This window comes from Flavobacterium rakeshii (assembly GCF_009741375.1).
Classification (GTDB): Bacteria; Bacteroidota; Bacteroidia; order Flavobacteriales; family Flavobacteriaceae; genus Flavobacterium; species Flavobacterium rakeshii.
Genome location: NZ_WOWP01000024.1, coordinates 192,812 through 216,560, shown reverse-complemented (window position 1 = coordinate 216,560; position 23,749 = coordinate 192,812). Strand labels below are relative to the sequence as shown.

The following is a 23,749-nucleotide window of genomic DNA, read 5'->3' as shown; positions in this document are numbered from 1 at the left end:
CAGTTATTAATATAGCATAAAAAAAGCTTAGCAATTGCTAAGCTTTTTTTATTTATTCATCTTTAATGTTGAGGTCTTGTTTTCTCTCCTCTTCATCTTCACCAAGCAGGCTTTCGCGTACTTTTTTAAACAGTTCAGACGAGTAAACAAACTCTACTATCGATTTATTTCTTGTTTCAAGGATTTGCTCGTTAGTACCTTCCCACTCCTTAATACCGTTTTTAAGGAAAACAATTTTCTCGCCAATTTGCAGTACCGAGTTCATGTCGTGAGTATTGATGACAGTAGTTATATCATACTCTCGTGTAATTTCCTGTATAAGTTCGTCAATAAGTATTGAAGTTTCCGGATCAAGTCCTGAGTTTGGTTCATCACAAAACAGGTATTTAGGGTTGTTTACAATAGCTCTTGCAATAGCTACCCTTTTTTGCATACCTCCTGATATTTCATTAGGAAACTTATAATTGGCATCAACAAGGTTTACTCTTTCAAGTACCTCGTTTACCCTGTCTTTAATTTCCCTCCCTCTTTTATTGGTAAACATTTTTAGCGGGAAAGCCACATTGTCTTCCACATTCATGGAGTCAAAAAGGGCACTTCCCTGAAATACCATTCCTATTTCGGTTCTAAGGCTTCTTTTTTCATCTCGTGTAAGTTCAGAATATATTCTTCCGTCAAAAGAGATAGATCCTGTATCGGGTGTATGTATACCTAACAGGGTTTTTAGCATTACGGTTTTACCCGATCCGCTTCGCCCTATGATAAGGTTGGTTTTTCCGGTTTCAAATGTTGTCGAAATACCTTTAAGCACCTTGGTATCTCCAAATGACTTCTCTATGTCTTTAATCTCTATCATTAGCTTAAAAGTAATTGTGTTATAATATAGTTTACAGTAATTATAACCACACTGGTCCATACAAATGATGTGGTACTTGCTTTACCTACTTCAAGTGCACCACCTTTCATGTAAAAGCCATGGAAGGAAGGTATTGTTGCTAACAGCATCCCGAAAACAAATGTTTTAAGGAACGCATAAAAAACATGGAAGGGTATAAAATCAGTTTGTATACCTACAAGAAACTGGTCGCTTCCTACAAAACCACCATATACACCTGCAAGCCATCCGCCCATTATACCTAAAAACATTGATATTGCAATCACAAAAGGATATAGTGTGAAGGCTACAATTTTAGGGAATATAAGGTAGTTAACAGCGTTTACACCCATTACCTCAAGAGCATCAATTTGTTCGGTTACCCTCATAGTACCAATGCTCGATGTGATATACGAACCTGCACGACCTGCCATAATAATAGAAATAAAGGTAGGGGCAAACTCTAATATTACCGATTGCCTTGTAGCAAAAGCAATAAGTGATTTAGGGATTAACGGGTTAGTAAGGTTAAGGGCAGTTTGTATGGCAACAACCCCGCCTATAAAGAACGATATGAATGCTACGATACCCATTGATCCTATAATAAGGTCATCTATCTCTTTGAGAATTAGTGACTTCATTACCGACCATTTTGTAGGTTTATTAAAAACCTCCTTAATCATAAGGAAGTATTTGCCTATCTGGTTTAATGCTTTAATCATTTAGTTTAAAAATAAAGGCTAAAGTACCGAATTGTAGCCAGTTTTTAGTATTACTTAATAGTTTTTTAATATGTGCAATTAGTTAAAATAGCTTCTGTTTTATTTTTTTCCAGCGATACTGCCTTATAAATTTTGCCTGTTCTTTAGTTACAAGCATGGGCTTGTTTTCCTTTTTGGCTTTAAAGTATCCGTTTATATAATCGATAAATAAACCGGGCTTGCCTTTTTTCATAGCCAGTTTTAGAGAGGCTATTGCTGTGATAACAAATCCATAACCCAGAGTATAAAAAGCGGCTCCCTGTTTGTAGCGTGCCGTTTTATCATAATTAGCTCCGGTAGGTTTAAGGTGTTTTACTTTTAAGCGTTCCAGGGTAATAACTTCCCAGCCGTAAAATTTGGCAAGGAGTTCATCGGCAGTGTCCCAGCCCATAGCGGTTCTTAACCTGTTCATTTGCAGGAACAGTTCTTTACGGTAGGCTTTAAAAGCGCCACGAATGTGATCTTTATCAGTAAGGCTTTCCAGTATCCATTCACCATTTTTCTCTATATAGGCAAATCCGCCTGCCATACCTGCTTTAGGGTTGTTTTTAAAAACTTCTAATATTGACTCAAAATAATCAGGAGGTAAAATCAGGTCGGCATCCAGTTTTACGATAATATCATATTCTTCATCAATAGTTTCATAACCGGTATTAAAAGCCTGTATAACCTTGCTTCCCGGTAGATGAATAGCATCAGAAGCTTTGTTTACCAGTGATAACCACGAGTACTTATCAGTAAACTCCTGTGCTATTTCGGCAGTCCTGTCGGTAGAGTTATCATTTACCACTACTGCTTTTGCCGGCAATACGGTTTGTGCTGCCAGTGACTGCAGTGTTGCAGCCATGAAAGCTTCCTCGTTATAAGCCGGAATAATAGTGTAATATCTCATGGTTACAGAAGTTGGTGCAAATATCTTTAAAAACTTTCAGTTTATAAATTATTAGCAGCCCTAACTGTAATTATAAGGCAGAAACTTTGTAAAGATTATTTAGCCCTTTCGGCATATACAATGTAGTAACGCGGAACAAAGTGTCTTAATAACGGACGTATGCCCAGTTTTTTGGGAGGGTTGGTCCATTTTTTACGGTCCTTAATTACCCATCCTGTTTTTTCAAGAAGCCAGTCCAGTTGCCAGTCTTCAAACTCATGGTAGTGCCTGTCCCACATATCGGTTTTGCTTCTGTATGCAGGGCTAAACCATAGTCGTAACGGAACCGATATGATAATCTTATCACTTTTTACTTTTTGTAAAATAGTGTAGGGATTTAGTAAGTGTTCAAAAATTTCAAAAGCAGCAAATACATCATAGTCTGTTTCTGTAATGGCACTCTGGTTATTGTCTATATCTTCTCCGCCGGTATTGGTTACAGTATAACCGGCCTCTTTCATAATTTTTGAAAAAGGATTTTCAATCCCAAGGTCAAGCAGGGTATTTGTTGTTGGGATGTGCTTTTTTAAAAAAGCCAGTGTAAGGTTATAGCGCTTGTGCGGAAAAGTCTTTTCGTACATTTTTTATCGAATTGAGTTTCAAAAATATAAAAAAAGTATATCTGTAGTCTCATAAATGAAAAGTATATTTGTTGTTACTTACATACTTTTACACTTAACTATTGGGGAATAAGGTTATACATAAACAGGCATTTTTTTACACTGTAATTAATTACCTGGGAACTGCAATAGGCATTGTTTCGGCATTGTTTATCTATCCTTTGGATTATGGTTTTTCGGGGATTATTAAATTTATAGATTACCTTACCCAGCTTTTATACCCGGTTATGGTGCTTGGTGCATCGCACGCACTCATTAAGTTTTACCCAGCGCTTGACAACCAAAAAAGGAAGCAACTATTTAATTATAGTCTTGTTTCCATAAGTGTGGCATCACTTGTTGTGCTGGTGCTTATTTTTCTGTTTGATAAGCTAACAGGGTATAAGGATATAATATTGGTTTATTTTTCTTTCCCTATAGCTATTTCGTTAGCCTTTATTGATTTGTTTAGAAAGCAGGCACAACAAATGCAGCGACTTGCCGTACCTACACTGTTTGAAAAAATAATGCCGAAGGTGGCATTGCCTTTACTTTTTATCCTGTTACTTAACAATGTGCTTGGAGTAAATGAGTCGTTGTTTTTTTATGTGCTTACCTATGTGTTTATTTTCCTGTTTACAGGGTTTTACCTTTTCAGGTATTTTCAGCCGGGGTATAATTACAGGTTTAAAACACTGTTTGGAGAAATATCAAGGAAGGATTATTTTAGGTACAGTCTGTTTTCTTTTGCAGGAAGTTTCGGTTCGGTACTGGCTTTTAGGATAGACGGTATCGTAGTGTTCAATTTTATATCCGATGAAGCCAATGGTATATTTGGTAATGCGGTAACTATAGCTTCTGCTATGCAGGTGCCGGCTGTAGGATTATTTGCATTGTATGCCCCGATTATTTCCGATTATCTTAAATCAGAGAATTTTAAAGACCTTCATGTGAAATATAAGGAAACTGCAAGGCTGTTGTTTTTTATAGGTGCATTACTGTATAGTTGTATTTTTTTAGGAATAGACGACCTGTTTAGGTTATTGCCGTCTTATGATAAGCTGAGCCAAATGATTCCTGTAATATGTATTTCGGGCTTTAGCGTGCTTATTAATATGGCAACCGGATTCAATACCGAAATCATTACCTACTCCAAATACTACAGGTTTAATATGATTGCCATATTGTGTCTTGTGGGGTTAAATGTTCCGTTAAACCTTTTTGTGGTATATTATACTGACTGGGGTATAGAGGGTATAGCCTGGGCTTCGTTCCTTTCGGTAACTTTATTCAATGCTTTGAAAATGATATTTATTTACAAGAAGTTTGGCTTACTTCCTTTTGATAAAGCATTTGTAAAGATGGGACTGATATTCGGGCTTTCGCTTGCAATAATTTATATTTTGCCGGATGTTGGTAATAACCTCATTAACCTTGTTTACAAAACCGGATTATCGTTACTCATAAACATTATTGCAGTGTATAAACTGAGACTGGTATATCAGGTAAATGTATGGATGGATAAAGCACTTTTATTTACTAAAAAGAAATAACAGATAAATAATAAATAAAAAAGGACAGCCGATAAGCTGTCCTTTTTTTATGTTGTAGTAAAAAATTATACTTTGTACACAAAGGCATTTACGTTCATACCTGCACCTACCGATGCAAACATTACAATATCACCTTTTTGGATTTCCTGATTTTCAAGCTGACCTTTAATTAAAAGATCATATAGGGTAGGGACTGTAGCAACACTACTATTACCCAGTTTATGAATGCTCATAGGCATTACACCTTCCGGTGGAGTTTTTTTATACAGTTTAAAGAAACGGTGAATAATAGCTTCATCCATTTTTTCGTTAGCCTGATGTATCAGTACTTTCTTAACGTCTTCAATAGCTACACCGCTTTTGTCAAGACAGTCTTTCATAGCAAGCGGAACGTTAGTAAGTGCAAACTCATATATTTTACGTCCGTACATTTTAATGTAACGTACATCCGGGTCGTGTGTAACATTGTAAGAATTTCCGAAGAAAAGGAAATACGCCTCATCATGAGTGAAAGAAGCTGTTTCATGTGCCAGTATGCCGCCTTCGTCATCGGTAGCTTCAATAATACTTGCCCCTGCGCCATCTGAATAAATCATGCTGTCACGGTCATGCGGGTCTACCACACGTGATAAGGTTTCGGCACCAATAACAAGACAACGTTTTGCCATGCCTGCTTTGATATAGGCCTGCGCCTGTATAACACCTTCTACCCAGCCCGGACACCCGAATAAGATATCGTAAGCCACACATTTAGGGTTTTTGATTTTCAGGCTGTGTTTAACGCGGGAAGCTAAACTTGGCAGTATATCTGTTTGAATGGCTCCGTTTTTTACATTACCAAAGTTATGTGCAAAAATGATGTAGTCAATAGTTTCCGGGTCTATTTTAGCATCGTCTATGGCTCTTTGTGCAGCAAAATAGGCAATGTCTGAAGTAAGTAGTTCTTCATCAACATAACGACGTTCTTCAATACCGGTTATCTGTTTGAATTTTTCTGCTACCTCTTCGTTAGAATAGGGAAGTGGTTTTCCGCCCTCACCTAAAAACTCGTGTTGAGCAAACTCTAAGTTTGTTACAATCCTGGTAGGGATATAACTCCCTGATCCTGTTATTTTGATATTCATTGCTTGTTTGTTTAAAGCTAAGTTAACTATAAAAACGTTAGATTATCCTTTAAAGTACTATGCAAGCATATAAATTAAGAATATGAAAAAATAAAGCTATTTAAATGATAATTTTATAATTTAAGTAGTGTGAATTTTTATTTTCATTATTGTAGCAATGCTTAGTGCTCTTGTTTTTATTTTCTCAGCATTACTTCCTGAAAACAAATCATCTACCGATTGGTTAAAATGTCCTAGCCAAACGTCAAAATGTGTATTGGTTAGCCTTTCTTTGTTGTTGAGGTCTAAATGTAATTGCATTACATTTTTTTTATAAGTACCTGTATGAAGAACGCTTAATTCCCAAAAATCGGTTAGGTGAGGCAGGTGAGCTTCAAGATCTATTTTAGCAACATCGGTAAATATATAGCTTATGGCAGGGTCGGTTAAAAGGCGGTTGTAAAACTCCCTCATCAATAGTGCTATATCCTCTCGTGTTTCAATATCTTTCATTATACATTGGTATTTAAGGCAAAGTTAGCTACTATAGTATTGTGTTTTTATGATGTAGGTCAGTATAAATAAAAAAGGCTGCCATTAGGCAGCCTTTTCAGGGAAATATATTTCTTATTCTTCCATGTAAGCTTCGATTGGAGCGCATGAACAAACCAGGTTACGGTCGCCATAAGCATCATCAACCCTTCTTACACTTGGCCAGAATTTGTTTTCTGCTAAATATTCAAGCGGGTAAGCAGCTTTCTCTCTTGTGTATGGGAAATCCCATGAATCAGAAGTAAGCATTGCTAATGTGTGCGGAGAGTTTTTAAGTACGTTGTTCTTATCGTCTGCAGAAGCCTCATCGATTTCCTTACGGATAGCGATCATAGCATCACAAAAACGATCTAACTCTTCAAGGTTTTCACTTTCTGTAGGCTCAACCATTAAAGTACCTGCAACAGGGAACGATACTGTTGGAGCGTGGAAACCGTAGTCCATTAAACGCTTAGCGATATCAGTTACCTCAATTCCGTTTTGTTTGAACGGACGGCACTCAATAATCATTTCGTGAGCAGCACGACCCATTTCACCTGTATAAAGTGTTTGGAAATGACCTTTAAGTCTTTCTTTAATATAGTTAGCATTCAGGATAGCGTGGTGAGTAGAACTTGTAAGTCCTTCTGCACCTAGCATAGTGATGTAACCGTAAGAAATAAGACATACAAGAGCCGATCCCCATGGAGCTGCAGAAATTGCAGTGATAGCATTATTACCACCTGTAGCAATTACAGGGTTTGTAGGTAAGAATGGTACAAGGTGAGCAGCCACACATATTGGACCAACACCAGGACCACCACCACCGTGAGGGATAGCAAATGTTTTGTGCAGGTTAAGGTGGCAAACATCGGCACCAATTGTAGCAGGGTTAGTTAAACCTACCTGTGCGTTCATGTTAGCGCCGTCCATATAAACCTGTCCGCCGTTATCGTGAATAATTTGGGTAATCTCTTTAATAGATGCTTCGTATACACCGTGAGTAGACGGGTAAGTAACCATTAAGCAGGCAAGGTTATCTTTGTGAAGTTCTGCTTTTGCTTTTAGGTCTTCTACATCAATGTTTCCGTTTTCAGAAGTTTTAGTAACAACCACTTTCATACCTGCCATGTTAGCAGTAGCCGGGTTAGTACCGTGTGCAGATGCTGGGATAAGAGCAATGTTTCTGTGATCTTCACCTCTTGACTGGTGGTAAGCACGGATAACCATTAGCCCTGCATATTCACCCTGAGCACCAGAGTTAGGCTGAAGTGTAGTGCCTGCAAAACCGGTAATAACATTAAGCTGCTCTTCCAGTTTTTTAAGCATTGTTTGGTAACCCTGAGCCTGCTCTAGCGGAGCAAACGGGTGGATGTTATTCCATCTTGGGTAACTTAACGGGATCATCTCTGCGGCAGCATTAAGTTTCATGGTACATGAACCTAATGAAATCATAGAGTGGTTTAGCGAAAGGTCTTTACGTTCCAGTTTTTTAATGTAACGCATTAAAGCAGTTTCACTGTGGTATTTGTTAAATACCTCGTGAGATAAGAACTCGCTTGTTCTTATTAATGTAGACGGGATGTGTACCGTTTCAGCAAGGGTAGTAACAGCCTCAGCAGTTTTACCGGTAGCTTCAGCAAATACAGCAACAATATCATTAATGTCTTTTAATGAAGTTGTTTCGTTAAATGCGATAGCAACAGTTTCACCATCTATATAGTAGAAGTTAATCTCTTTGTTTTCGGCAGCAGTCTTAACTTTAGCAGCATCAGCTTTAACTACGATAGTGTCAAAGAATGATGTGTTAGTTTGGTAAACACCAAGCTTGTTAAGAGCATCGGCAGTTGTAACAGCGCTGGCGTGTACTTTGTTTGCAATGTACTCCAGTCCTTTTGGACCGTGGTATACCGCATACATACCTGCCATAACAGCAAGAAGTACCTGTGCAGTACAAATGTTTGAAGTCGCTTTTTCACGCTTAATGTGTTGCTCCCTTGTTTGTAGGGCCATACGAAGCGCACGGTTTCCGTTTGCATCTATGGTAACACCAATAATTCTTCCCGGCATACTTCTTTTGTACTCTTCTTTAGTAGCAAAGTAAGCAGCGTGAGGGCCACCATATCCCATTGGGATACCAAAACGTTGTGTAGTACCTACAACAACATCGGCTCCAAGCTCACCCGGAGAAGTTAATTTAACTAAGCTTAATATATCGGCAGCAACAGCTGTCTTAATTTCTTTTTCTTTAGCCTTAGCGATAAATCCGGCATAATCGTAAACCTGACCGTATTTGCCAGGGTATTGCAGGATAGCACCAAAGAACTCTTCAGAGAAGTCAAACTCTTCGTGGTTACCAATTACAAGCTCAACACCAATAGGGGTAGAACGTGTTTGAAGTACCGAAAGGGTTTGTGGTAATATCTCTTCGGAAACAAAGAATTTGTTTACGTTGTTTTTCTTCTGGTCGCGGGTACGAACATCAAATAAAAGTGCCATAGCTTCGGCAGCTGCAGTACCTTCATCAAGAAGAGAAGCATTTGCGATTTCCATACCTGTAAGTTCGATTACGGTAGTTTGGAAATTCAGTAAAGCCTCTAAACGTCCCTGAGCAATCTCTGCCTGGTACGGAGTATAGGCAGTATACCATCCCGGATTTTCAAAAATGTTCCTTTGGACAGCTGCAGGTACAATAGCAGGGTGGTAACCCAAACCAATGTATGACCTGAATATTTTATTTTTTGCTCCTAACTGATGTATGTGGTTTAGATACTCATATTCCGTCATGGCAGGATCCAGGTTTAGCGGAGCCTTTAAACGTATATCATCCGGTAAAGTTTCATAGATTAATTGGTCTATGGATTCGACACCAATGGTCTTAAACATGTGCTGCAGATCATTCTCCCTCGGGCCAATGTGTCTTAAAGCAAAAGCATCTGTTCTCATATGATATTGTTGCGTGTTTTTTAGAGGACACAAAATTAGTTAATTATATCCAAATTTTAATGTCTTTTTTATCGTGATTTTTAAGAATTTTTTAACCTAAACTAAAACCTGTTGAGAGATTGATTATTTTTGTAAGTATGAAAGTATTAAAACGGATATTTGACCTGTATTTACACGGTAGTATGCACGTGGCAATGTCGGTGCTGGCACTGGTGTTAATGACGAACCATATGTTTAACCTTCCGTTCAATTTTCATATGGCGGGTTTTGCCTATTGCGGTACTATGTTTAGCTACAACTTTATGAAGTATGAAAGCTGGTACAGATTTAAGAGGCCAATTAGCACAAACCTGAAAATCATTACGGCATTAAGCGCTGTGGCTTTTGTGGCTGCGGGTGTTTTTTTCATGATGCTGAAACGTCAAACCCAAATCACCGGGATTATCTTTTTTGGGTTAACGGCTTTGTATACGGTTCCTGTATTTCCTAAGCGTCCTAATCTGCGTAACCTCAGCGGTATTAAAGTATATATAGTTGCACTTTGCTGGGCGGGTGTTACCACGCTGATGCCTATTGTTGAGGTAGGTAATGAAATTGTAACCGATCTTATCCTTAAATTCTGTCAGCGATTCCTTTTGGTGCTTATCCTTATCCTGATATTTGAGATAATCGACTTAAGTGAGGATGACCCAATGTTGCGTACCATACCACAAATAATAGGGGTAAAGATGACCAAACTCCTTAACCTGATACTACTATTGCCTTTCTATTTTTTAGAGTTTTTTAAAAGTACTATAGATAATATGCAGCTTATAGTAAATGTAGTACTGGTGGTAGCGACAGCCCTGTTTACTATTTATGCTACTCCAAACCGTAGTAAATACTATACCTTATTTTGGGTGGAGAGTATCCCAATTTTCTGGCTTGGACTAGTGGTGTTGGCTAGTTATTTATAAATTTTGTAAAGCAGTACTTAAATCAGGATAGGTAAATGTAAAACCGTTTTCCTGTAATCGTTTGGAGATTACATTTCTGCTTTTTAAAATAAGTTCTGTTTCGGTGCCTATAATTTTTGCTCCTATTTCAAGCATTGTTTTGCTAACAGGAATAGCAAAAGGAGCTTTAACCTGTTTTACAATTGCTTTCATAAAGTTAGTATTGCGAATAGGGGTAGGGCTTACAATGTTTATAACGCCTTCCGTTTTAGTGTTGATTATAAATTCAACAGCACGGGCAAAATCGTGCTCATGAATCCAGCTTACATACTGCCTGCCATTGCCCTGTTTACCGCCCATCCCTATTTTTGCTAATTTCCTTAGCATAGGGTAGGCGCCTCCGTTTTTACCCAAAACGATAGAAGTGCGCAATGCTGTTTTAAGTGTTTGCGGAGTTTCGGTCTTAAAAAACACCTTCTCCCATGCGCGAGCCACTTTCATTGAAAAGTCAAAGCCCTTATCGCCGTTTACCTCATCCATCTGTTTGTGGTAAGAACCTTTGTAAATAGTAGCTGTAGATGAGTTAAGCCAGTGTTTAGGTGGGTTTTTACATTGTAAAACTGCCTTGTTAAGTATTGCAGTGCTGTTGAGTCGTGAAGCCATAATCTCGTTTTTGTTTCGCTCGTTATACCTACAGTTTACTGATTTACCTGCCAGGTTGATAAGCACGTCACTGTTTTCCAGTTCGGTTTCCCAGTTGCCAAAGGTTCGGGCATTCCAGTGTACATATTTTATATTACCTGTGATGCTTGATTTACCACGGGTAAGGATAATAATCTCATCAACTTTGTTTTTAAAGTGCTCGCTAAGAATGCTGCCGAGAAAGCCTGTCCCGGCAGCGATAATCATCTTTTTCATAACATTTTATAATTAAGGTAAGGTGTGGTTTATTCTTCTTTTGGATTTATAAATTTGTTTATCCTGTAGGTTACATATACAAAGTAGCACGCTATAAGCATAGGGTAAGCGAAGAATATTATTTCATAAAAGTCGTAATGTGATTTTTTTATGTTGATGTATAGCATGATATAAAGTGAATCTAACCCTACAAGCAACCAGTATATTTTTAGCATTTTTTTTAGTTCAAAGTTTATTTTCCTGTAGAATGTGAGGCTGATGCCAATAGCCGTTGTTAATTGTATTATACCTAGTGGTATCATTGCAAGTAGTCCGAAACAGGGAACAATAAAAAGTAATAAATTACATATAAGGAAAAAGCTGTTTATACGGTATATGGATTTCATATTAGTAAGGTCTATTAGGTATAACTTTGTATAGATGTAATGTAATTAAGGTAAGGTGTGGTTTAATATTTTATTGTCTATAGGTTACATACTCTTCAGTTCTGCTTTCTTTTGCTTTTCTTTTTCCTCTAAAAAAGAAGTACAGATTTAAAAACAACATAATACCTAAATAGATAGAGAAACCACCTATTTTATAACTTAGGGTTTCTACCAAGTCCTGATAAGAATTGTCATCAAGACTTATTTTTAAAATCATTAATGCAAAGCCCAGGTTTAAAAGGTAAAATCCGGTTTCAAAAAGTTTGTTAGTGGCATTGGCTATTTCTTCGCGACCTTTAAATATGTCCAGCATAAAAATCTTGCTGTTTTTAAACAGAGTTCGAGATACTGTAAATGTTAGTGCTATAGCAACAGGAAGGTAAATGGCGTAACCGATTAATATTTTTGTAGTTTCCATGATAATTAAATTTAGTCGTTAATAATTTTTTGAATGTATTTGGTTAATATGAATATGTTTAGATAATGTAGTATGCAAAGTATACTGATTATTATGGCCGACTTAACCGCTATGGTTTCTATAAGGCGTTTAAAAGTAATTACGGTTTCCCAGTTTAGTAATGTCATTGCCGCATAGCCTATGTTTACCAGATAGTAGCCTAACAGTAGTATCTTGTTGATACGCAGACATAATTCCTTATCGCCATGCACTAATTCCAACACATAGATGTTTCCGTTTTTATAGCAAATTTTACCCACCACCACGATGATGTAAACAATTATGAGCAGGAAAATGACGTATGTAAGGATATTAAAATTCATTTTTTTTTTTCTCTCTTTTATATAATGTGCGAATGATGTTAAAGTGGTATATAGCCAGTGCTGGGGGGAGAAAGAGTATTGCCTCGTTGTTAGGGTACAGTTTACATAATAAAAAGAATAGTATGGTAAGTGTACTATATATGTATAGATGTACTTCTTTTGGGTTTTTATAAAAGGAAATTATAGCAAGAAGAACCTGTAGTCCGCCTGTAACCATTGTTGAGAGCAAGGCAAATATCAAAAAATCCTGATTAAAAACTCCTAATGTGGCTATTGCAAACGGTAGTGTTACGGCAAAAATGTTTATTCTGTAAATATATTTCATGGTTTATTGTTTATTTGAAACTTTCAGAAAAAAATGAAACTTTCAAATAAAAAAAATGATGTTATTTCATCATCTTCATTAGTAGCTTGGTAAGCCAGTTGTCTTTGTATTCAGTGGCTTTTTCAATTATATTGTCGGTTTTTAAAACAAACTCATAGAGCTTGTCGGTTTGTTCGGCAAAATACTTTCCTTCAGTCGTTTTGGTGTCTACATCGGCAGATACTTCTTTTAAAACTTTAAGTGCCGGTTTAATTTCACGTTTACTGCGCTCTTTGGCAATTTTGATGGCAAGCTCATCAAGGTCTTTCTCAGCTGTAAAGAACTCCCTGCGTTCTCCGTGCTTAAACTCTTTGTATACAATTCCCCAGTCAATAAGGGCACGAATGTTCATGCTGGCATTACCGCGTGAAATTTGCAGTTCTTCCATAATGTCTTCCATAGAAAGCGGTTCGTTACTTACCATAAGCAGGGCGTGTATTTGGGCCATTGTTTTGTTTATGCCCCATTGTGAGCCTAATGCTCCCCAGGTTTGTACGAATTTATTTTTTGCTTCTGTGAATTCCATGTACCAAAGGTATAAACTTATTTTTAAACTTTCAAAAATATATGAAAGTTTATTTTCTTTTAATGGTTATATTTACATAAAAGCTTGCTATGAAATGTGTTATGTTGTTGTTAGTTGCCCTGTTGGCAGTAGGGTGCAAGGAAGAAAAGCACCCTAAAATTGAAATTTATTTATTAAAGCACAGATTAGCCTTTGTTGATGCTGTACCTTATAAAGAAACTTCCAGATATAAGGAGATTGAATATGACAGGGCTAAGGACATTTTTAAAGATGCCCAGTTTGATACAATAAGGGAGGAGGTAGTCTTTGCAGGGCAGTTTGAGGCTGATTCGGTCGATTTACAGTCAGAACCTTTTATTGATGATAGTGATATTAAGGCTTTTGATTTAAAAGCGAATAAGCTTGTGTTGAGTAAAAAGGTTATAAAGCGGATTTGCAATTTATATCCCGATAGGAATTTTGGAGAGCAGTTTGTTATAACTGTTGATAAGGAGCCAATGCTGACAGGTTATTTTTGGAACACGCAATCGGCTGTTAACTGTAGGTGGTATTATATAGAATGTTTGGATAATGAGGCATTTCCTGATAACGGTTTTGATGCAGATATTGTTACCTTATACAGTGGTGTGAATAGTGAAAAGGTAGAGCAGTATGGTTTTACACGACATAAAGAGCTTATCGCGGCCTTTGAGCAAACTCACAGGTTAGTCGAATAAAAAAACGCTGCTAATAATATTAGCAGCATTTTTTTATTTGTAAAGATTAAGATAATAACCCGGCTCTTTTTAATAAAGCTTCCGGTTTAGGTTCCTGCCCTCTAAAACGTTTATAAAGTAGCATAGGGTGTTCTGTTCCTCCTTTAGATAATACGTTGTTCTTAAATTTATCGGCAGTTTCTTTATCAAAAATGCCTTTCTCTTTAAAGAACTCAAAAGCATCGGCATCCAGTACCTCAGCCCATTTATAGCTGTAGTAACCGGAAGAGTACCCGCCCTGAAAAATATGAGAGAATGCAGTACTCATGGCATTTTCCTGTACATCAGGGTAAAGCTGGGTAGGGGAGAACTGTTCGATTTCAAAACTTTTAACATCGCCTATCGCAGCCGGGTCTTGTGCGTGCCAGCCCATATCAAGTAACCCGAAGCTTAACTGACGCATTGTTGCCATACCCTCCTGGAAAGCAGCACTATCCTTTATTTTCTCAATATATTCCATAGGGATAACTTCCCCAGTTTTATAATGGTGTGCAAAAAGCTCTAATGCTTCCGGTTCATAACACCAGTTTTCCATTATCTGGCTTGGCAGTTCAACAAAATCCCAGTATACGCTGGTGCCCGAAAGGTTAGGGTAAGTAGTGTTTGCCAGCATACCGTGAAGGGCATGTCCAAACTCATGGAATAATGTGGTTACTTCATTAAATGTAAGTAGTGATGGTTTGGTTCCTGTAGGTTTTGTGAAATTACATACTATAGAAACATGCGGTCTTTCGTTAACCCCGTTTTTAATGTATTGTGATTTGAATGATGTCATCCATGCTCCGTTACGTTTCCCTTTTCTCGGGAAAAAGTCGGCGTAAAAAACAGCTACAAGATCACCGTTTGTATCTTTTACCTCATAAGTCCTTACATCCTTATGGTACTTATCTATATCCTGAACTTCGGTAAACGAAATGCCATATAGTTTTCCTGCAATTGTAAAGGCTCCGTTAAGCACTTTGTCCAGTTCAAAATAGGGTTTCAGCTTTTCATCATCCAGATTGAATAATTTCTGTTTTAACTTTTCGGCATAGTAAGCACCGTCCCATTTTTCAAGATGATCCAGTTCGTCCAGTTCTTTAGCGAAAGCTGTAAGTTCTGCAAATTCTTTTTGTGCAGCCGGTTTGGCTTTTACTAATAAATCATTTAGGAAAGTGCGTACTTTTTCAGGGCTTTCTGCCATGCGTTCTTCCAGTACGAAGTCGGCGTGCGATTTATAACCTAAAAGATTAGCGCGCTCGTGGCGAAGCTTAACTATTTGTAATACCGTTTCCTGATTGTCGAACTCATTATTCTGAAATCCTTTTGCCCCAAATGCCAGTGCCATTTTTTTACGCAATTCCCTGTTGTCGGCATAAGTCATAAACGGCATGTAGCTTGGGAAGTCCAGTGTGAAAACCCATCCGTCTTTTTCAAGGCTTTTGGCTACTTCATGTGCCGCCTCTATAGCTCCTTCCGGAAGTCCCGAAAGGTCATTCTCATTTGTAATATGCAGTTGGAAAGCATTGGTTTCCGCCAATACATTCTCGCCGAACTTAAGGCTTAGCTGAGAAAGCTCTTTATCAATTTCACGAAGTCTTGATTTTTTATCTTCCGGCAGGTTGGCACCGTTGCGGGCAAAGCTTTTGTATTTTTTTTCCAGTAGTGTGCTTTGCTCCGGTGTTAGTGTAAGGCTATCTCTTTTATCATATACTGCCTTAACCCTTTCAAATAAATCCTTATTTAAACGGATGTCATTACTAAATTCCGAAAGCATAGGCGAAACTTCCATGGCGATTTTCTGAATATCGTCATTGGTTTCTGCCGAATGCAGGTTGAAAAAGATGCCCGATGTTCTGTCTAGCATGTCTCCGCTATAGGAAAGGGCTTCGATAGTATTTTCAAAAGTAGCCTCTTGAGGGTTAGAGATAATTTCGTCAATCTCTTTTTTTGCAGCTGCAATCCCTTCGGTAAAAGCAGGAAGGAAATCTTCTGTTTTTATGGAGTTAAAGGGAGCTGTATCGTGTTTTGTATTAAATTTTTGGGTAAGTGAATTCATAGTTTTGTTTAAGATTTTTTAATCATAACTGTGTTGAAACGGTCAACAACTATACCAAAGGTATGCTTTTTACCCGATGCGTAAAAGCCATAAAAAAAGCTGCCCAATTGGCAGCTTTTTTATTCTTTTTTAGGCAAATTCGTAGACATTTTTGCTTTTATCGAATCAAGTGATTTGTTTTTTGGACTTTCATATTTAGGTTCAACAGGTTCGTTTGTTTCTTCCTTTTCATTCAATATAGATTCGTAGCTAACGCTATCATTAGTCTCAGTTTTTTGCTGAGAGCTTTTACAGCTAATAAATATTGCTGTTGTCGCTATAAATATTAAGATTCTTGCCTTCATAGTTTTGTTATTTTTGTAAACCTTCGGCAGCTTTAAGTACAGCTTCCTTCAGTTTTAATTTGTAAGCGATAATCTTATCTAAAACAGCTTTGTCGTGGCTGCCTACAATTTGTGCTGCAAGTATACCTGCGTTTTTAGCACCGTTAAGGGCTACTGTCGCAACCGGAACTCCTCCCGGCATTTGCAGTATAGAAAGTACACTGTCCCAACCGTCAATAGAGTTACTTGATTTTACAGGTACACCAATTACAGGAAGCGGAGACATAGAGGCTACCATTCCCGGTAAGTGTGCTGCACCACCGGCACCTGCAATAATTACAGATATCCCGTTGTTGTGTGCGTTAGAACTGAAATCTACCAGTTTTTCAGGGGTACGGTGTGCCGAAACAATATCTACGTGTGTCTCTATACCAAACTCCTTTAAAATATCTATGGCGTCCTGCATTACCGGCATGTCCGATATGCTGCCCATTACTACTGCTACTTTCATGTATTATATTGTTTAGGCCTTACTGGCTTATTACTTTAATTGTGTTTTTAACTTCTTCGGCAATTTTTCTGGCAACGGCGATGTCTTCATTTACAATGGTAACGTGTCCCATTTTCCTGAAAGGTCTTGTTTGCTTTTTACCGTAAATGTGTGGTGTAACACCATCTTTATCTAAAATGGTCTCAATGTTTTGGTATAAAACGTTACCTGAATGTCCTTCGGCTCCTACCAGGTTAACCATAATTCCGGCAACTTTACTGTCGGTGTTGCCTAAAGGCAGGTTTAATATAGCGCGCAGATGTTGCTCAAACTGAGATGTGTAGCTTGCCTCGATAGAGTAGTGTCCGCTGTTGTGTGGTCTTGGTGCTACCTCGTTTACAAGGATCTGGTCGTCTTCCGTTTGGAACATTTCCACGGCAAGAAGCCCAACATGGTTAAACGATTCAGATACCTTTAAGGCAACTGCTCTTGCTTTTTCTGCTACAGCATTATCAATACGTGCAGGGCAAATAACATACTCTACCTGATTGGCTTCCGGGTGGAACTCCATTTCAACCACAGGGTATGTTTTTATCTGTCCGTCAGGGTTGCGGGAAACTATAACTGCCAGTTCATTTTTAAACGGAATCATAGTCTCGGCAATACATTGTACATTGGCAACGCCTTCAAAGCTTTCCAAGGTACGGATTACTTTTACGCCGTTTCCGTCATAACCCCCTTCGGTACTTTTCCATACAAACGGAAGTGTTATTTCGTTATTTTCTACCGCTGTTTTAAGGTCGGTAAGGCTTTCAAATCTTTTATAATCTGCAGTGGGTATCCTGTTAGCGGTATAAAAGTCTTTTTGTGTGCCTTTATTCTGTATCTGTTTTAGAGTTTTTGGAGAAGGGTAAACCTTAATGCCTTCGCTTTCCAGTTTTTCCAGCGCGGCTACGTTTACATGCTCAATCTCAAAAGTAAGCACGTCTACCTGTTTTCCAAAGTTGTATACGGTTTCAAAATCCATAAGGTCGCCCTTAAAGAATTTGTTGCTTCCTATTTTGCACGGAGCCTCGTCACTTGGGTCAAGTACATACGTTTGTATGTCAAACTTCCTTGTGTCGTTAAGCATCATTTTACCCAGCTGGCCTCCGCCTAAAATCCCTAATTTAAAATCAGAAGAAAAATAATTCATTTATCGTGTTTCTTTTTTGCTGTGCAAAGATACTTAAAGCGTTAAAATTATTAGTAACCAAAAAACACTTTTATATAAGGAGGCTTTTATGATAAGGGTTTTCGGGTGTTTTTTTGGTTAATTTTAGCAAATAGTCCTCAGTATCATCAAAATAATATTCGTAATTTAGAATTTGCTTTCCCAGAAAAAATTTGATTTATGAGACTGAAAATTGACAGAAAACCTGAAAAAGTACTTCCGGATACAAGACGCGTAATAGCACGCTTTTTTTTTAACGGCGAAGAGAGGGCTGTAGCACTTATTAAAAGAATACTGGCTTTAGAGAAGGATGAGGTATTTGCTATTATTTCACCTTTACTTCAGGATTTTTCCAAAAGGCACAGGAGTATTACCCAAAAACTGATGCGTCACTGCGAACGCGTTAGGCACTATATAGAACTGGCAGGGGCTAATTTCAACGAGCTTGATGAAGACTGTAAACTGCTTATAGGTTCTTATTTTACACATGAGTATTCTATTGAGTCGGCGGCATTTTTTAATCCGTCTATCGTACCCGACCCCGATCAGACTAATCTTGAAGAAGGTCAGCTTCGTGTTATTATCAGTTTTAGGGCTGTGGGTGAGGGGCATGTTTCATCGGTGGTTTTCAGGAGGGCGATTATAGATACTGATGGTTCCATCACCGTGATACGAGCAGGGAAATATATTGATGAGGCCGAAAAGATACATAACCTTGTGTACCATAAAAGACAGTTTTTAAGAAAGGCGATAGAGGCTGATATTAGTGAGTTTTTTATACAGGTAGTTGCCGATAAGCTGGAAGATCGTTTTGATTACAATCAGTTAAAGGGACTGGTGTATGAAGCCCGGGATAAAACCAGCGACCCAAAAGAGATTGCCCAGTATAAAATGATACTGGCGCTTAGTGACAGTTACAGGCGTATAACCTTCTCTAAGGATACTGATATTAGTGACAGGGTTATTTTTCCTATTTCTGATTTTGAAAGTAAAGGGATTGAGGATGCCCGTTTTGTAAAGTTTACTGATGATAACGGACGTACCATTTACTACGCTACCTATACGGCTTATGACGGTGTGCATATTATGCCTAAACTTTTAAAAACAACCGATTTTTATGAATTCAGGACCAGTCCGTTGCATGGTAGCGGGGCGCGTAATAAAAACCTGGCACTGTTCCCCAGGAAGATAAACGGGAAGTATGTTATGCTGTCGCGTATTGACGGTTGGAATAATTACCTAATGTATTCCGATAATATAAATGAATGGGAAGACCCTGTTAAGATACAGGGGCCGGAGTATTCGTGGGAATTTGTACAGATGGGGAATTGCGGTTCACCTATTGAAACCGAATGCGGATGGCTCGTTATTACCCATGCAGTAGGTCCTATGCGTCGTTATACTATTGGAGCTTCATTACTGGATATAGATGATCCGTCAAAAGAGATAGGCAGGTTAAAAGATCCCCTTATTATGCCTAACCCCGATGAGCGTGAAGGCTATGTGCCAAACGTGGTGTATTCCTGCGGATCGATAATACATAATGGCGAACTTATTATCCCATACGGACATTCGGATCATAGTTCGGGGTTTGCATCGGTAAATCTTAAAACCTTACTGGACAGGTTAAAAAGCGGAGGTTAAATAATTGGGTAGTTGTTAATCGCATAATATGCTGTCGTATATTTGCATAGAATTACGCATCTCAACTTTTTATGGAAAATAACAGTACCGGTAACGAATCCGGTTTCTTTAAGAAAAATCCAGTACTTAAAATAAAAGAATTCCGTTCGTTTTTATGCATCCGTTTCGGGCTCATTTTTGCCCTGAACATGCAAATTACCATTATCTTTTATTGGATATATCATCTTACCTCAAATAAACTTGCATTAGGTGGGGTAGGATTATCAGAAGTTATACCCGCAATCACATTTTCTTTTTTTGCAGGGCATTTTGTTGACCTTAATGAAAAAAGGAAAATGGTACTGTTGTGCCTTTCAGCCTATATACTGCTAGGGTTAAGCCTGTTTGTGCTAACCACTCCCTATGCTTTGGAGCGACTGGGTATTCAGTACACTTTGTATAGTGTGTATGCACTTGTTTTTTGTGGCGGGGCAATCCGCTCTTTTATGGGGCCTTCGGTGTTTTCACTTTTCGGACTTGTGGTGCCACGTAAAAATTATGCCAATGCAACAAGCTGGAGTAGTATGGCATGGCAAACCGGATCGGTATTAGGACCTCTTGCCGCAGGGATACTTATTGCTTTTAACGGCATTACTATGGGTATGGCAGCAGTAGTATTTATAGAGTTGTTACTGCTTATCCCAATGTTGAGTATTGGGGTTAAACCGATACTTAAAAAAGAACGCGAACCCATATTGCAAAGCCTTACACAGGGTATTCGCTTTGTGGTTAAAACTCCCGAACTTTTAGGGGCGCAATTGCTGGATATGTTCTCGGTTTTATTTGGTGGTGCGGTAGCGCTGTTGCCGGTTTATCAAAAGGAAATACTAATGGTAGATGAGGTGGGTTACGGTATATTGCGGGCAGCTCCCGGTATAGGGGCATTAATCACACTGGGTATACTGGCATTTTTACCGTTGCGTACCAATCCAGGTAAAAAACTGTTTGTTGCCGTAGGCGGATTTGCCATTTCGATAATCATTTTCGGTATTTCAAAAAACTTTTACCTGTCGTTTTTTATGCTGATGTTCTCAGGTATGTTTGATGCGGTGAGTGTGGTAATACGCAGTACTATATTACAGCTTGTAACCCCCGATCATATGCGGGGAAGGGTAGCATCGGTAAATACCATGTTTGTTAGTTCTTCTAACGAGTTAGGGGATTTTGAAAGCGGCGTTATGGCACACTGGCTGGGAACGGTTAGGGCTGTGGTTGTAGGCGGATGCCTCACGCTGGGCGTAGTAGCTGTTACCTTTTTCTCAGCACCACAACTGCGGAGGTTCGGTTTCCATGAGGAAGAAAAAACGGAGTAGCGAAGTCTATTTCTTTTTAGCTTTTTCAATCTGTTTCAAAATATCTTTTGCTGCAGCTTTATAGGCTGCAGTATGTAGTGGGAATCCCTGTGGGAGTATATGCTTCAGTTCGGGGTATATCCAGTCTTCTTTCTTTCCTATAAGGAAAAGGGTTCGCATGGCATAGGCTTTATTGGCTACTTTGCCTACAGGGTTAATAAGCCAGTCAAAACACGATTCGGTTATCTGGCTAATGTGTTTTCCGTTTAGGAAACCCAATTCGCTTTTTTGGTGCTCCTGTACAGCAAACAAACATATCTTTGATATGGAGCGTATAGCGCTGTCACTTGTAAAGTTTGTCAGGCTATTACAGAATTCATTCAGGTATTCTTTTAACCACTTAATTTTATTTTCAAAAACCAGTTCGCTTATCCAACAGGCTTTATGATGGTTTTTATCTGATGTGTTAAGGGCTGTTGCCATGAGTTGCGGCAACAGGCTTCTGTCGTTAAGTACCATTCCGCTTAGTTCATCCCTTATCGGGCGGTGAGCAGTGCTTTTCTCTATTTTAAGGTAAAAATCAGTGTTCAATGTGTTGCCTACTTAGTGGCGGGAAATTACAAAAAATACACCTGTATAAAAAAACTAAAGGCAAAACATTACGTTTTGCCTTTAGTGCACAAAATTAGGAGATATGGCTTATTTCCTAATGAACATATGGGCTGTTTGGCTGTTTCCTCCCGTAAGTTTTAAAATATAAGTCCCGTTAGAAAGTGAGCTAACATCAATGCTATTGCTGTTAGGGAACGCACCTTTTAAAAGTGTTTTTCCGGTAACGTCTAAAATCCAGTAATCAGTAACTGTATTGTTATCCGGAAGTGTTATATTAAGAATATTTGATGTAGGGTTTGGGTAAAGTGTAACCTGGTTATTGGCTATTGGGTCGTTAATACCAAGCGAGCAATCAGGGTTCATTGTAACTACTACAGGAGTTTCTGATGTGTCTGAAATCGAATTAGAGCAATATTCTGGAGCTGCTTCAACATAATAACTTCCCGGTTCTGTAATTACATAGGTAGCATCGTTAGCACCTTCAATCGCTACACCGTCTTTGTACCATTGTATACTACTGTCATAAGGACTGTTTAGCTCGCATGTAATTGTAGATTCGTCGCAAATCATCCAGGTGAAATTTTCGTCATTCGGAACCACATCATCACTAAAAGTCATTCCAAAAGAAATACCCGCCCAGTTGTAGCTGTCAATCTGTATGGTGTTAGATTCATAAGTTTCTCCGTCAAGAGTAACGACAACTTTAAATAATGATTGATCGTAAGTATACCAATCGTAAGTGAAAGATGCTTCAGTAGCGCCATCTATAGCAATAAACTCATCGTCAGTAAACCAGTATTTGTAATACCACTGGTAAGTATCATACTCCATATCGTTAGTAATCATGGCTGTGCCATCTGTGTAAGGACAAAGCATAGTGTCGCCTGCAATAACCGGAGTTGGGTCAGCCGTAATACATTCAGGATTATCCATTACTACTATAGGTAATGAAGTACTTGTGCTGTTAGGGCAAAAATCAGGGGCTGCAACAACATAGTATGTTCCTGCTTCTGTTATTGTATAGCTTATGTCTGTAGCACCTTCAATTGCTACATCATTTTTATACCATTGTACAACAGTGTAAGGAGATTGTACAGCACTTGTTATAGTACTCTCATTACAAATATAGTAAGCCTGATTATCCGGGTTAAAAGTTACATCGTCACTGGTTTGTGTAGAAACAAGAAGTCCCGCCCAGTTGTAACTGTCAATTTGTATGGTGTTAGACTCATAAGTCTCTCCATCAAGAGTTACTAAAACTTTGAATAATGACTGATCGTAAGTATACCAGTCGTAAGTAAATGATGCTTCATTAGCGCCATCTATGGCAACAAACTCATCATCAGTAAACCAAAATTTGTAATACCACTGGTATGTGTCATATTCTATATTGTTGGTAACTGTAGCTGTACCATCTGTGTAAGGACAAAGCATAGTGTCACCGGCAATAACAGGAGTCGGATCAACTGTAGTACATTCAGGATTATCCATTACTACTATAGGTAGTGACGTACTAGCACTGTTAGGACAAAATTCGGGAGCTGCGACAACATGGTAAGTTCCTGCTTCTGTTATTGTATAACTCGTATTTGTAGCGCCTTCAATGGCTACATCATTTTTATACCATTGTACAACAGTATATGGTGATTGAGTAGAGCTTGTAATGGTGCTCTCATCACAAATATAGTAAGCCTGATTGTCTGGGTTAAACGTTACATCGTCACTGGTTTGTGTAGAGATAATAAGCCCGGTCCATGCATAGCTGTCAATTTGTATGGTGTTAGATTCATAAGTCTGTCCGTCAAGAGTAACTACAACTTTAAATAATGACTGATCGTAAGTATACCAGTCGTAAGTAAATGATGCCTGTGTAGCGCCATCTATGGCAACATAATCGTCGTTAAGAAACCAGTACTTGTAATACCACTGATAGGTGTCATACTCAGTGTCGTTGGTAATTGTGGCTGTGCCGTTAGTGTAAGGACAAAGCATGGTATCACCTTCAATAGAGGGGGCCTGTGCAACCGATAATAACGGTATAAGGCACAAGAAAAATAGTAATAGCTTTTTCATAGATACATAGTTTTTAGTTTGAAT

General features: G+C 38.4%; 24 protein-coding genes. 5 read left to right on the top strand and 19 right to left on the bottom strand.

From position 1 onward, the window contains the following. Positions 1 to 52: 52 nt before the first annotated feature. From GN157_RS08445 to GN157_RS08430, 4 genes are all read right to left on the bottom strand, one after another. On the bottom strand, positions 53 to 856 hold the full coding sequence (locus GN157_RS08445) for an ABC transporter ATP-binding protein (RefSeq protein ID WP_157482898.1): 804 nt from the start codon (positions 854 to 856) through the stop codon (positions 53 to 55). Next, a complete protein-coding gene (locus GN157_RS08440) occupies positions 856 to 1,596 on the bottom strand; it encodes an MlaE family ABC transporter permease (RefSeq protein WP_157482897.1) in 741 nt (246 codons plus the stop codon). Before GN157_RS08440 ends, GN157_RS08445 begins: the two co-directional genes overlap by 1 nt. Positions 1,597 to 1,678: 82 nt before the next feature. After that, positions 1,679 to 2,527: a glycosyltransferase family 2 protein gene (locus tag GN157_RS08435; RefSeq protein ID WP_157482895.1), complete on the bottom strand. Its 849-nt coding sequence runs from the start codon at positions 2,525 to 2,527 to the stop codon at positions 1,679 to 1,681. Between the two features lie 95 nt (positions 2,528 to 2,622). Then, a complete protein-coding gene (locus GN157_RS08430; RefSeq protein WP_157482894.1) occupies positions 2,623 to 3,147 on the bottom strand; it encodes a methyltransferase domain-containing protein in 525 nt (174 codons plus the stop codon). Positions 3,148 to 3,248: 101 nt separating this feature from the next. Between GN157_RS08430 and GN157_RS08425 the strand changes: the two genes are divergently transcribed. Further along, positions 3,249 to 4,718 carry a lipopolysaccharide biosynthesis protein gene (locus GN157_RS08425; RefSeq protein ID WP_157482892.1) on the top strand — a complete coding sequence of 490 codons (1,470 nt, stop codon included), beginning with the start codon at positions 3,249 to 3,251 and terminating at the stop codon, positions 4,716 to 4,718. 65 nt (positions 4,719 to 4,783) lie between these two features. On the opposite strand, the gene GN157_RS08420 is transcribed toward GN157_RS08425, so the two are convergent. The 3 genes from GN157_RS08420 to gcvP form a co-directional block, all read right to left on the bottom strand. Next, complete coding sequence (locus GN157_RS08420) at positions 4,784 to 5,842, bottom strand: 3-oxoacyl-ACP synthase III family protein (RefSeq protein WP_157482889.1); 1,059 nt, start codon at positions 5,840 to 5,842, stop codon at positions 4,784 to 4,786. Positions 5,843 to 5,962: 120 nt separating this feature from the next. After that, entirely contained in the window at positions 5,963 to 6,334 is a 372-nt protein-coding gene (locus GN157_RS08415) for a group III truncated hemoglobin (protein WP_157482887.1), read from the bottom strand. 114 nt (positions 6,335 to 6,448) lie between these two features. Further along, complete coding sequence (gcvP, locus tag GN157_RS08410) at positions 6,449 to 9,298, bottom strand: aminomethyl-transferring glycine dehydrogenase (protein WP_157482885.1); 2,850 nt, start codon at positions 9,296 to 9,298, stop codon at positions 6,449 to 6,451. A 137-nt stretch (positions 9,299 to 9,435) separates the two neighbouring features. On the opposite strand from gcvP, the gene GN157_RS08405 reads away from it, so the two are divergent. Further along, a complete protein-coding gene (locus GN157_RS08405; protein WP_157482884.1) occupies positions 9,436 to 10,254 on the top strand; it encodes a hypothetical protein in 819 nt (272 codons plus the stop codon). Here GN157_RS08405 and GN157_RS08400 read toward each other — a convergent pair. The 6 genes from GN157_RS08400 to GN157_RS08375 form a co-directional block, all read right to left on the bottom strand. Beyond that, the gene (locus tag GN157_RS08400; protein WP_157482882.1) at positions 10,249 to 11,151 is read right to left on the bottom strand and encodes a TIGR01777 family oxidoreductase; all 903 of its coding nucleotides are present in this window, start codon (positions 11,149 to 11,151) and stop codon (positions 10,249 to 10,251) included. The two genes, GN157_RS08405 and GN157_RS08400, sit on opposite strands and share 6 nt — an antisense overlap. Before the next feature lie 29 nt (positions 11,152 to 11,180). After that, positions 11,181 to 11,537 carry a hypothetical protein gene (locus tag GN157_RS08395; RefSeq protein WP_157482880.1) on the bottom strand — a complete coding sequence of 119 codons (357 nt, stop codon included), beginning with the start codon at positions 11,535 to 11,537 and terminating at the stop codon, positions 11,181 to 11,183. A 70-nt stretch (positions 11,538 to 11,607) separates the two neighbouring features. Next, entirely contained in the window at positions 11,608 to 11,994 is a 387-nt protein-coding gene (locus GN157_RS08390) for a hypothetical protein (RefSeq protein WP_157482878.1), read from the bottom strand. 11 nt (positions 11,995 to 12,005) lie between these two features. Continuing rightward, the gene (locus GN157_RS08385) at positions 12,006 to 12,356 is read right to left on the bottom strand and encodes a hypothetical protein (RefSeq protein WP_157482876.1); all 351 of its coding nucleotides are present in this window, start codon (positions 12,354 to 12,356) and stop codon (positions 12,006 to 12,008) included. Next, positions 12,346 to 12,681 carry a hypothetical protein gene (locus GN157_RS08380; RefSeq protein ID WP_157482874.1) on the bottom strand — a complete coding sequence of 112 codons (336 nt, stop codon included), beginning with the start codon at positions 12,679 to 12,681 and terminating at the stop codon, positions 12,346 to 12,348. Before GN157_RS08380 ends, GN157_RS08385 begins: the two co-directional genes overlap by 11 nt. A gap of 61 nt (positions 12,682 to 12,742) precedes the next feature. After that, complete coding sequence (locus GN157_RS08375; protein ID WP_035129682.1) at positions 12,743 to 13,246, bottom strand: GbsR/MarR family transcriptional regulator; 504 nt, start codon at positions 13,244 to 13,246, stop codon at positions 12,743 to 12,745. Positions 13,247 to 13,335: 89 nt separating this feature from the next. Here GN157_RS08375 and GN157_RS08370 point away from each other — a divergent pair, with 89 nt between their 5' ends. Beyond that, positions 13,336 to 13,962: a hypothetical protein gene (locus tag GN157_RS08370; protein ID WP_157482872.1), complete on the top strand. Its 627-nt coding sequence runs from the start codon at positions 13,336 to 13,338 to the stop codon at positions 13,960 to 13,962. A gap of 46 nt (positions 13,963 to 14,008) precedes the next feature. Here the strand turns inward: GN157_RS08370 and GN157_RS08365 are convergent, their stop codons facing one another. The 4 genes from GN157_RS08365 to GN157_RS08350 form a co-directional block, all read right to left on the bottom strand. Further along, on the bottom strand, positions 14,009 to 16,039 hold the full coding sequence (locus GN157_RS08365; RefSeq protein WP_157482870.1) for a M3 family metallopeptidase: 2,031 nt from the start codon (positions 16,037 to 16,039) through the stop codon (positions 14,009 to 14,011). 119 nt (positions 16,040 to 16,158) lie between these two features. Further along, positions 16,159 to 16,383 (bottom strand): hypothetical protein, encoded by a 225-nt coding sequence (locus GN157_RS08360; protein ID WP_157482869.1) that lies wholly within the window; start codon positions 16,381 to 16,383, stop codon positions 16,159 to 16,161. A gap of 7 nt (positions 16,384 to 16,390) precedes the next feature. Continuing rightward, positions 16,391 to 16,873, bottom strand: a complete 483-nt coding sequence (gene purE, locus GN157_RS08355) for a 5-(carboxyamino)imidazole ribonucleotide mutase (protein ID WP_157482867.1) — start codon at positions 16,871 to 16,873, stop codon at positions 16,391 to 16,393. A 19-nt stretch (positions 16,874 to 16,892) separates the two neighbouring features. Further along, positions 16,893 to 18,047: a 5-(carboxyamino)imidazole ribonucleotide synthase gene (locus GN157_RS08350; RefSeq protein ID WP_157482865.1), complete on the bottom strand. Its 1,155-nt coding sequence runs from the start codon at positions 18,045 to 18,047 to the stop codon at positions 16,893 to 16,895. Positions 18,048 to 18,245: 198 nt separating this feature from the next. Between GN157_RS08350 and GN157_RS08345 the strand changes: the two genes are divergently transcribed. Both GN157_RS08345 and GN157_RS08340 read left to right on the top strand, forming a co-directional pair. Then, complete coding sequence (locus tag GN157_RS08345) at positions 18,246 to 19,709, top strand: glycoside hydrolase family 130 protein (protein ID WP_157482863.1); 1,464 nt, start codon at positions 18,246 to 18,248, stop codon at positions 19,707 to 19,709. A 71-nt stretch (positions 19,710 to 19,780) separates the two neighbouring features. Beyond that, positions 19,781 to 21,061 carry an MFS transporter gene (locus GN157_RS08340; RefSeq protein WP_157482861.1) on the top strand — a complete coding sequence of 427 codons (1,281 nt, stop codon included), beginning with the start codon at positions 19,781 to 19,783 and terminating at the stop codon, positions 21,059 to 21,061. Between the two features lie 6 nt (positions 21,062 to 21,067). Here the strand turns inward: GN157_RS08340 and GN157_RS08335 are convergent, their stop codons facing one another. After that, entirely contained in the window at positions 21,068 to 21,631 is a 564-nt protein-coding gene (locus GN157_RS08335; RefSeq protein WP_157482860.1) for a hypothetical protein, read from the bottom strand. Between the two features lie 108 nt (positions 21,632 to 21,739). Then, the gene (locus tag GN157_RS08330) at positions 21,740 to 23,725 is read right to left on the bottom strand and encodes a T9SS type A sorting domain-containing protein (RefSeq protein ID WP_157482858.1); all 1,986 of its coding nucleotides are present in this window, start codon (positions 23,723 to 23,725) and stop codon (positions 21,740 to 21,742) included. Between the last annotated feature and the right edge of the window lie 24 nt (positions 23,726 to 23,749).

What these genes read in the sequence shown, in the direction of transcription:
- GN157_RS08435 (WP_157482895.1), bottom strand. Translation starts at nt 2,527, where the DNA reads ATGAGATATTACACTATTATTCCGGCTTATAACGAGGAAGCTTTCATG.
- GN157_RS08390 (WP_157482878.1), bottom strand. Translation starts at nt 11,994, where the DNA reads ATGGAAACTACAAAAATATTAATCGGTTACGCCATTTACCTTCCTGTT.
- GN157_RS08440 (WP_157482897.1), bottom strand. Translation starts at nt 1,596, where the DNA reads ATGATTAAAGCATTAAACCAGATAGGCAAATACTTCCTTATGATTAAG.
- GN157_RS08340 (WP_157482861.1), top strand. Translation starts at nt 19,781, where the DNA reads ATGGAAAATAACAGTACCGGTAACGAATCCGGTTTCTTTAAGAAAAAT.
- GN157_RS08405 (WP_157482884.1), top strand. Translation starts at nt 9,436, where the DNA reads ATGAAAGTATTAAAACGGATATTTGACCTGTATTTACACGGTAGTATG.
- GN157_RS08385 (WP_157482876.1), bottom strand. Translation starts at nt 12,356, where the DNA reads ATGAATTTTAATATCCTTACATACGTCATTTTCCTGCTCATAATTGTT.
- GN157_RS08415 (WP_157482887.1), bottom strand. Translation starts at nt 6,334, where the DNA reads ATGAAAGATATTGAAACACGAGAGGATATAGCACTATTGATGAGGGAG.
- GN157_RS08330 (WP_157482858.1), bottom strand. Translation starts at nt 23,725, where the DNA reads ATGAAAAAGCTATTACTATTTTTCTTGTGCCTTATACCGTTATTATCG.
- GN157_RS08360 (WP_157482869.1), bottom strand. Translation starts at nt 16,383, where the DNA reads ATGAAGGCAAGAATCTTAATATTTATAGCGACAACAGCAATATTTATT.
- GN157_RS08445 (WP_157482898.1), bottom strand. Translation starts at nt 856, where the DNA reads ATGATAGAGATTAAAGACATAGAGAAGTCATTTGGAGATACCAAGGTG.
- GN157_RS08420 (WP_157482889.1), bottom strand. Translation starts at nt 5,842, where the DNA reads ATGAATATCAAAATAACAGGATCAGGGAGTTATATCCCTACCAGGATT.
- GN157_RS08365 (WP_157482870.1), bottom strand. Translation starts at nt 16,039, where the DNA reads ATGAATTCACTTACCCAAAAATTTAATACAAAACACGATACAGCTCCC.
- GN157_RS08400 (WP_157482882.1), bottom strand. Translation starts at nt 11,151, where the DNA reads ATGAAAAAGATGATTATCGCTGCCGGGACAGGCTTTCTCGGCAGCATT.
- purE (WP_157482867.1), bottom strand. Translation starts at nt 16,873, where the DNA reads ATGAAAGTAGCAGTAGTAATGGGCAGCATATCGGACATGCCGGTAATG.
- GN157_RS08430 (WP_157482894.1), bottom strand. Translation starts at nt 3,147, where the DNA reads ATGTACGAAAAGACTTTTCCGCACAAGCGCTATAACCTTACACTGGCT.
- GN157_RS08345 (WP_157482863.1), top strand. Translation starts at nt 18,246, where the DNA reads ATGAGACTGAAAATTGACAGAAAACCTGAAAAAGTACTTCCGGATACA.
- GN157_RS08395 (WP_157482880.1), bottom strand. Translation starts at nt 11,537, where the DNA reads ATGAAATCCATATACCGTATAAACAGCTTTTTCCTTATATGTAATTTA.
- GN157_RS08350 (WP_157482865.1), bottom strand. Translation starts at nt 18,047, where the DNA reads ATGAATTATTTTTCTTCTGATTTTAAATTAGGGATTTTAGGCGGAGGC.
- GN157_RS08370 (WP_157482872.1), top strand. Translation starts at nt 13,336, where the DNA reads ATGAAATGTGTTATGTTGTTGTTAGTTGCCCTGTTGGCAGTAGGGTGC.
- gcvP (WP_157482885.1), bottom strand. Translation starts at nt 9,298, where the DNA reads ATGAGAACAGATGCTTTTGCTTTAAGACACATTGGCCCGAGGGAGAAT.
- GN157_RS08375 (WP_035129682.1), bottom strand. Translation starts at nt 13,246, where the DNA reads ATGGAATTCACAGAAGCAAAAAATAAATTCGTACAAACCTGGGGAGCA.
- GN157_RS08380 (WP_157482874.1), bottom strand. Translation starts at nt 12,681, where the DNA reads ATGAAATATATTTACAGAATAAACATTTTTGCCGTAACACTACCGTTT.